The 7,911-nt window shown below is 59.5% G+C and carries 8 protein-coding genes; all 8 read left to right on the top strand.

Translation table 11 applies throughout. The features are described from left to right. The coding region (gene pyrH, locus HUU46_22555) for a UMP kinase (protein NUM56429.1) at positions 1-536 on the top strand (536 nt) is incomplete at its 5' end. 4 nt (positions 537-540) lie between these two features. Continuing rightward, positions 541-1,101 carry a ribosome recycling factor gene (gene frr, locus HUU46_22550; GenBank protein ID NUM56428.1) on the top strand — a complete coding sequence of 187 codons (561 nt, stop codon included), beginning with the start codon at positions 541-543 and terminating at the stop codon, positions 1,099-1,101. 272 nt (positions 1,102-1,373) lie between these two features. Continuing rightward, the gene (locus HUU46_22545; GenBank protein ID NUM56427.1) at positions 1,374-2,114 is read left to right on the top strand and encodes an isoprenyl transferase; all 741 of its coding nucleotides are present in this window, start codon (positions 1,374-1,376) and stop codon (positions 2,112-2,114) included. Then, positions 2,111-2,953: a phosphatidate cytidylyltransferase gene (locus tag HUU46_22540; protein NUM56426.1), complete on the top strand. Its 843-nt coding sequence runs from the start codon at positions 2,111-2,113 to the stop codon at positions 2,951-2,953. Before HUU46_22545 ends, HUU46_22540 begins: the two co-directional genes overlap by 4 nt. A gap of 66 nt (positions 2,954-3,019) precedes the next feature. Next, complete coding sequence (locus tag HUU46_22535) at positions 3,020-4,132, top strand: peptide chain release factor 2 (GenBank protein NUM56425.1); 1,113 nt, start codon at positions 3,020-3,022, stop codon at positions 4,130-4,132. Between the two features lie 5 nt (positions 4,133-4,137). Then, positions 4,138-5,640, top strand: coding sequence for a lysine--tRNA ligase (gene lysS / locus HUU46_22530; GenBank protein NUM56424.1), 1,503 nt, complete (start codon positions 4,138-4,140; stop codon positions 5,638-5,640). Between the two features lie 107 nt (positions 5,641-5,747). Beyond that, on the top strand, positions 5,748-7,007 hold the full coding sequence (locus HUU46_22525; GenBank protein ID NUM56423.1) for an ABC transporter permease: 1,260 nt from the start codon (positions 5,748-5,750) through the stop codon (positions 7,005-7,007). Then, positions 7,000-7,689 (top strand): ABC transporter ATP-binding protein, encoded by a 690-nt coding sequence (locus HUU46_22520; GenBank protein ID NUM56422.1) that lies wholly within the window; start codon positions 7,000-7,002, stop codon positions 7,687-7,689. The genes HUU46_22525 and HUU46_22520 overlap by 8 nt, the downstream gene beginning before the upstream one ends. Positions 7,690-7,911 lie beyond the last annotated feature (222 nt).

Genomic DNA, 7,911 nt, shown 5'->3' with positions numbered 1-7,911 from the left:
AGGGGCTCGAGACGGGCCTCGACCAGCCCACGGGCGATTACATGGGCATGCTGGCGACGGTCATCAACGCGCTGGCGCTTCAGGCCATGCTCGAACACAAGGGTGCGGCGACGCGCGTCATTACCGCGATCGAGATGCGGCCCGTCGCCGAGCCATACATTCGCCGGCGTGTGATTCGGCACCTCGAAAAGGGCCGCGTGGTCATTTTCGGCGCAGGCACCGGGAACCCCTTCTTTACGACGGACACCGCGGCGGCGCTGCGCGCCAACGAAATCGGCGCGGATATTCTGTTCAAGGCGACCAAAGTGGACGGAGTCTATGACGTCGACCCCGCGAAGAACTCGAACGCAAAGAAGTACGACGAACTTTCGTACACGACCGCGCTGGCGAAAAACCTGCGTGTCATGGACGCGACGGCGATTTCGATGTGCCGCGAACACAAGCTGCCAATTCTGGTGTTCAATTTGAACCAGCAGGGCAGTATTATGAAGGCCGTGTGCGGCGAGCGGATTGGGACGTTGGTGAAAGGAGACTAGCGTCATGGAGCAACACCCCCTGGTAAAGGATGCGCGCGCCAAGATGGCGAAGGCCGTCGAGGCGCTGGACCACGAGTTGGTCCACATTCGGACCGGGCGCGCATCAACCGGCATGCTGGACGCGCTCGAAGTCGAGGTGTACGGCCAGAAGATGAAGGTCAACCAACTGGGCACGGTCGCCGCGCCGGAAGCGCGGCTGCTGACGATCACGCCGTGGGACAAGTCGCAGATGGGGGCGATCGAAAAGGCGATTAAGACGTCGACGCTCGAACTGAATCCGTCCAACGATGGTAAGACGATCCGTATCCCGATCCCCGCGTTGACCGAACAGCGGCGCAAAGAGTTGGTGAAGCACGTGCACAAGCTGGCGGAAGAGCAGCGCATATCGATCCGCAATATCCGGCGTCATGTGGTGGACGAGATCAAGCATGAACAAAAAGACGGGAAGATTCCCGAGGACGATGCGCACAAGCTGACAAACGACATTCAGAAAAGTACGGACGATTTCATTGCGAAGATCGACGCGAGCTTGAAGAAGAAAGAAGACGAGATCATGGAAGTGTGACGACGGCCCGGCGCCGGCGTCCGGCGCGCGGGTGCTGTCGAGGGTATTTCGGCACCGCGGATTGGCGCCCGATGCGCTGGTCCGCGGTTTCTCTTTATTGCAGGTCTTATTTGCATGCATAAAGGACTACATCCCCCTAAATCCCCCTTCAAAGGGGGACTTAAGACACCGCACACGACGAGCTATCGGAAATCTGGAAGTCTCTCTTTGAAGGGAGATTTAAGGGAATGTACATTGCGGCGCAGAGGACGCGGGCGAGTTCACACCGGATAATGAGTCACGCACTGCCACCAATCGATCGCGATCGACTGCCTCGGCACATTGCCGTCATCATGGACGGGAACGGGCGCTGGGCGGAGCGCGAGGGCGTGTCGCGCGCGGCGGGGCACGAAGCGGGCGCGAAGAGCGTGCGCGCGATTATTGAGGCATGCCGCGAGCTGGAGCGCATCGAGGTGTTGTCGTTGTACGCGTTCTCGACGGAGAACTGGCGGCGCTCGAAACTGGAAGTGGATGCGCTGTTCCGGCTGTTGAGTAAGTACATCGCGATCGAACTTGATGCGATACACAAGGAAAATATTCGCATCTCGATCATGGGCCGGATGGAAGGGCTGCCGGCAAGGGCGGTCCGCGATTTGCAGCACTGCATTGACGTGACGCGAGATAACACGGCGATGACCGTGAATGTTGCGATCAATTACGGCGGGCGCGCGGAGATTGCGGACGCGGCAAAGCGGATCGCGCGTGACGCGATGGCGGGCCGCATCAAACCGGAGGACGTGGACGAATCGCGTGTGGCCCAGTATCTGTACACGCCGCAGTTTCCCGATCCGGATCTGTTAATCCGGACCAGCGGGGAATTGCGATTGAGCAATTTCATGTTATGGCAACTGTCGTACGCGGAAATCGTGGCGATGCCGACGTTGTGGCCAGACTTTCGCAAGCCGCATTTGTACGAGGCGATTGCCGAATACCAGGCGCGGCAGCGGCGTTTTGGCGGGCGCGCAAAGAAATGACGCAGCGTGACGCAGTGTTCGGTGGCGTGCTGTTGCGCCTTGTAACCGGCGTTACGGCGCTGGCGATTTTTCTTTTTGCGATTTGGACGCCGGGAATGAGGCCGTTGTTCACCGGCCTTGTCAGCGTGCTCGTATTTGTAGGGCTTTACGAACTGTTTGCCATTGCGCGCGCACGGCAGATTTCGCCGGAAACGATCGGCGGCATGATCGCCGGTACGGTCGTTGCGGTCAGCGGACACTTTGGAAATACCACGGTCACGAACTTCCTGCTCTACGGCGGCTGCCTGCTCGTCGCGGCGCTACACGTGGTGCGTGGACAGTACGCGGTCGCGGGCCTCGCCGGCACGATTTTCGGAGTCGTGTACGTAGGGTGGTTTGGCGCGCACATGATCATGCTGCACGGTCTCGATCGGAGCGGGCCCGCGCTGGTAACGCTGCTGTTCGCGACGGTCGCGCTGACGGATTCCGGCGCATACTTTGTCGGCCGCGCCGTCGGGCGGCACAAGCTCGCGCCGAAGGCAAGCCCGGGTAAGACGTGGGAAGGCGCGTTTGGCGGGTTTGCGGCGTCGATACTCGGCGCACTCGCGCTGTACTGGGTGTCGCGGAATTATCCTGTGCTGCACTTTCCCGCGTGGGACGTGTGGCGGTACTTGTACGCGGGCGTTGTACTGTCGATCGCGTCGCAAATCGGCGATCTTGCGGAGTCCGTGTTGAAGCGCGATGCGGGACTGAAGGATTCCGGGAACTTTTTCCCGGGGCACGGCGGTGTGCTCGATCGGTGCGACGGCTTCCTGTTCGCGTCGCCGTTTCTTTACTATATTGCGCTGTTTTCGGATTAGGGAACGAATACGATTGTGGGGACGGCCACTGAATCGGTGACAGTCCCCAACACATAGAGCGGATCAATGTACGAAGAAGAGACTATTTTACTCAATGGATTTGCGGACCGGCTTGCCGAGTTGCGTAAGTGCCTCAATGTCGACGCGACGAAAGCCGATATCGCCGCGATCGAACGCGAGATGACCGCGCCCAACTTCTGGGACGATCCCGAGGCCGCGCAGAAAATCATGCAACGCCTGAAAGTGTTGAAGGGTTTCATCGCCGCGCCGGACGAATTGCAGCGGGAGATCGAGGACGGAGCGGTCCTCGTCGAACTCGCGCAGGGCGAGGCGGACGAATCGATGGCGAAAGAATTGGGCGAGCTCGCGAAAACCTTGGGGGAGAAACTGGAGCGGCTCGAAATCACGAGTCTCTTCACCGATCCGCGCGATTCCAAGAGCGCCATCGTGAATATCCACCCCGGGGCCGGCGGGACCGAATCGTGCGATTGGGCGGAGATGCTGTATCGCATGATTACGCGCTGTTGCGAACGCCACGAGTTCTCGGTGGAAGTAGTCGACTATCAGGAGGGCGACGAAGCGGGGCTGAAGAGCGCGACGATTTTTGTCGACGGCCCCTTTGCGTACGGCAACCTGAAGTCCGAGGCGGGTGTGCACCGGCTGGTGCGCATATCCCCGTTTGACGCAAACAAGCGCCGGCACACGTCGTTCGCGGCGATAGAAGTCGTGCCGAAAGTGGATGACGATGTCGACATCGAGGTCAAGGAAGACGACATTGTCATGCAGGTGTTTCGATCGAGCGGGCCGGGCGGACAGAAGGTGAACAAGACGAGTTCCGCGGTACGGCTCACGCACACGCCCACGGGAATCGTGGTTGCGTGCCAGATCGAGCGGTCGCAGAGCCGCAACCGCGCGACAGCCATGCAAATGTTGAAAGCGAAGTTGTACGACATCGAGATGCAGAAGAAGGAAGCGGAGCGGCTTGCGTTGCGCGAAGGCCAGCAGGATGTGGCGTGGGGCAGCCAGATTCGCAGCTACGTGCTGCATCCGTACCAGTTGATTAAGGACCATCGCACCGAGACCGAGACGGGCAACGTAGACCGCGTACTGGACGGCGATCTCGATATGTTTATTGCGAGTTATCTGAAGTGGAACCTGCAGCGAAAGGGGCGCAACTAACCGCCATGTCCGACGAACATCACTCGACCGAAGAGGACCTCAAGCAGCATCGGATGGACAAACTGGAGCGCATCCGCGCGCGGGGCGACGAACCGTTCAAGTACATATTCGGGCGCTCGGCGACAATCGAATCGGCGCGCGCGGCGTTCGAGGAACAGGAGTCCGCAGCGGAGGACAAGGCCACAGCCCAGATTCCCGCGGCGCTTGCGGGCCGCGTGGTCTCCTTTCGCGATCACGGCAAGAGCGCGTTTGCGGACATCCGCGACGAGCGCGCGCGGGTGCAGGTGTACTTCAACCAGAAGAAGATTGGCGAAGGCGCGTTTGCCGCGCTGAGCGATCTCGATCTGGGCGATTTCATCGGCGTGAACGGCGTCGTGCACCGCACGCGCACGGGCGAGATCACCATTTTCGCGGATTCGTACACGCTGCTGACGAAATCGCTCCGGGCATTACCCGAAAAGTACCACGGGCTGACGGACGTCGAGACGCGGTACCGGCAGCGGTATCTCGATCTCGTGGCGAACCCGGAGGTGTTGGACACGTTTCGCAAGCGGATCAAGTTGATCGACACGATGCGGACGTGGCTGACCGCGCGCGGGTTCCTCGAAGTCGAGACACCAATGCTGCACCCGATCCCCGGCGGGGCGAGCGCGCGCCCGTTCATCACGCATCACAACACGTACGACTGCGACCTCTACCTGCGCATTGCGCCGGAGCTGTACCTGAAGCGGCTCATCGTGGGGGGATTCGAGCGCGTGTTCGAGATCAACCGCAACTTTCGTAACGAAGGGGTCGATACGCGGCACAACCCCGAGTTCACGATGATGGAACTTTACGAGGCCTACCAGGATTACCTGGGATTGATGGACGAGACGGAGGAGCTATTCTGCGCCGTCATTAATGGGGTGAACGGCGGACCGGAGTTCGACTACCAAGGGACAACCATCAACGCGACACGGCCATGGAAGCGGCTGCGCCTGTTCGACGCAATCAAGGAATATGCGGGCATTGATCTCGCGGCCACGCGCGATCGCGAAGAAGCCGCGAAACTGGCGAAGAGCGCGGGCGTGAAGGTCGATAACACGATGGGATATGGCAAGATTGTGGACGAAGTGATGAGCGCGTGCGTGAAACCGAAGCTGGTCCAGCCGACGTTCCTGTATGACTACCCCGTCGAGATTTCGCCGCTTGCCAAGAAGCACCGCGACAATCCGGCAATTACGGAGCGCTTTCAAGCGTTCATCGGGACGCTCGAACTGTGCAACGCATTTTCGGAATTGAACGACCCGATCGATCAGCGAGATCGGTTCCTGCAACAGGCGAAGGAGCGCGAGCGCGGGGACGAGGAGGCGCAACATCTGGACGAGGATTTCATCACGGCGCTGGAAATCGGCATGCCGCCGACGGCTGGATTGGGCATCGGGATCGACAGATTGGCGATGCTGCTGACCAACTCCGGTTCCATACGCGACGTGATACTATTCCCGCAACTAAGGCCGACAGAATAGTCCGCAGATTGCGCAGATGAACGCAGTTTCAAATCGAGAAAGTACGGCATGAAGATGCATTTCTTAGCATCTGTATTCATCGGCGTAATCTGCGGACGCGGTTGCCAATGAAGTTCGAGGCATTCGTAGCGCTACGATACTTGCGTGGGAAGCGCAAGAGCCGGTTTGTCGGCTTGATTACAATTATTTCGGTCGCGGGTGTCAGCGTCGGCGTGATGGCGCTCATCGTGGTCATGGGGGTCATGACCGGTTTTGACGAGGAACTCACCGCGGCGATCATGGGCAACAATGCCCACCTGCAAGTGTTCGACAAATTCAACGATCCGATCGAGAACCCGGACACGGTCATTGCGGATTTGCAGAACTCCATCCCGGAGATCACCGCCGCATCGCCGTTCACCGTGGTGAAGGCGGTGCTGCGGCGCGGCGGTGTCAGCGGGCAGGAATACGCCGCGGCGTTTGTCGTTGGAGTGGACGCCGGGCGCGACGTGACCGACCTCAAAGAAAACCTCACCAACGAACGGGGGCGCACATTCGGGGGCGGCGAATTGCCGCGCAAAGGCGAAATTGTCCTTGGCTATATTCTTGCCGACAACATGGGCGCGTTTACCGGCGATGAAGTTGCCGTCATCACGCCGAAGGACAGCCCAAGCCCTCTGTCAACCAAACCGATCCAGCAGAAGTGGCTCACCGTGAGCGGCATTTCGGAAGCGCAGATGCAGGATATCGATTCGCTGTATTCGTTTGTAACGCTGGAGACGGCGGCTCAGCTTAAGGGGCAGAAGGGTGTGGACGGCATCCACTGCATGCTTCAGGACCCGATGAAGGCGGGGGAAATCGCGAAAAAGATTAATGAAGAATTGGGGTACCATGCGATGACGTGGTACGAAAGCCAGCAGTATTTCTTCGAGGCGCTGCAACAGGAAAAAGTTGCGATGTTCATTATTTTGATGTTCATCGTGCTGGTCGCCGCGTTCAACATCACGAGCACGCTAATCATGGTGGTGATGGAAAAGAAACGCGATATCGGGATTCTCCGGACACTTGGAGTCAGCACGCAGGCCATAGTCACGTTGTTCACGCTCGAAGGGTTGTATATCGGTTTGAGTGGAACAATGCTCGGCGTGGTTGGCGGCACCATCTTTGCCCATTACATCAATCCCATCGCGGAGTGGATTGCCTGGATGCTTGGGGTTGACCTGTTCAACAGCGTCATTTACCACTTCGATCATATCCCGGTGTCTATTCATCCCACGGACATCGTAGCGATAACCGTGTCGGCCGTGATCCTGACGTTTATCTCCACGTTGTACCCTGCGTGGAGCGCGTCGCGGCTCGACCCGGTGGATGCGTTGCGCTATGAGTGACGCGGGAATTGTGCTCGAATGCAGGGGCGTCGAGAAGACCTACCACGACGGGACGCGCGAGTTGCGCATCCTGCGCGGCATCGATTTGACGGTTCGCGAGGGCGAGAGCCTGGCAATCAGTGGGCCTTCGGGCGTGGGCAAGAGCACGTTGCTGCACATCATGGGCACGCTCGACCGGCCGACCGCGGGCGACGTGTATTTCCGCGGCGTTGCGTACTCGAAGACAAATCGCGCCACGATCAACCGCATTCGCAACGAGCAGGTCGGGTTCGTATTCCAGTTCTACCACCTTCTGCCCGAATTCACGGCGATCGAGAATGTGATGATGCCATCGATCTGCATGGGGGCGAGCCGGTCGTCGTGCCGCGCGCGCGCGGAGGAGTTGTTGGAGAAGGTGGGGCTCGCGGAGCGCATGACGCACAAGCCCGGTATGCTGAGCGGCGGCGAGCAACAGCGCGTGGCGATCGCGCGCGCGCTGTTCAACAAGCCCAGCGTCGTTATGGCGGACGAGCCAACCGGAAACCTTGACGAGCGGACCGGCTCCGGGATTACCGAGTTGCTGTGGAAGCTGAACGATTCCGAGCGAATGACGCTTGTGATTGTCACGCACGACGACGCGCTCGCGCAGCAGGCGGAACGTTGGATTTACCTGCATGAAGGAAGGGCGCAGTGCAGAAAATAAACCGTCGAATTGAAATCTGGAACATCTACGGGAACTCACGCGGCGGCGGGACGTTCGGTCGAGTATGCGGCCCGTATCGAGTGGACTGCGGCGGCAAGGACCGAACACCGCCATTGTCGCCCGCCAGAGCGTTTCAAGATAGGCTGCACCGCGTGCTCGTGCTCCTGCTCGTCATCGTACTCGATCTTATCGAGGATCGAGTGCGAGTACGATGACGACTCA

This window comes from Candidatus Hydrogenedentota bacterium, from assembly GCA_013359265.1.
Taxonomy (GTDB): domain Bacteria; phylum Hydrogenedentota; class Hydrogenedentia; order Hydrogenedentales; family SLHB01; genus JABWCD01.
This window is presented reverse-complemented; position numbering and strand designations above follow the sequence as displayed.

Excerpts from the sequence above, each read along its gene's own strand:
- HUU46_22535 (NUM56425.1), top strand. The coding sequence starts at position 3,020 with ATGTACGAAGAAGAGACTATTTTACTCAATGGATTTGCGGACCGGCTT.
- HUU46_22525 (NUM56423.1), top strand. The coding sequence starts at position 5,748 with ATGAAGTTCGAGGCATTCGTAGCGCTACGATACTTGCGTGGGAAGCGC.
- frr (NUM56428.1), top strand. The coding sequence starts at position 541 with ATGGAGCAACACCCCCTGGTAAAGGATGCGCGCGCCAAGATGGCGAAG.
- HUU46_22520 (NUM56422.1), top strand. The coding sequence starts at position 7,000 with ATGAGTGACGCGGGAATTGTGCTCGAATGCAGGGGCGTCGAGAAGACC.
- lysS (NUM56424.1), top strand. The coding sequence starts at position 4,138 with ATGTCCGACGAACATCACTCGACCGAAGAGGACCTCAAGCAGCATCGG.
- HUU46_22540 (NUM56426.1), top strand. The coding sequence starts at position 2,111 with ATGACGCAGCGTGACGCAGTGTTCGGTGGCGTGCTGTTGCGCCTTGTA.
- HUU46_22545 (NUM56427.1), top strand. The coding sequence starts at position 1,374 with ATGAGTCACGCACTGCCACCAATCGATCGCGATCGACTGCCTCGGCAC.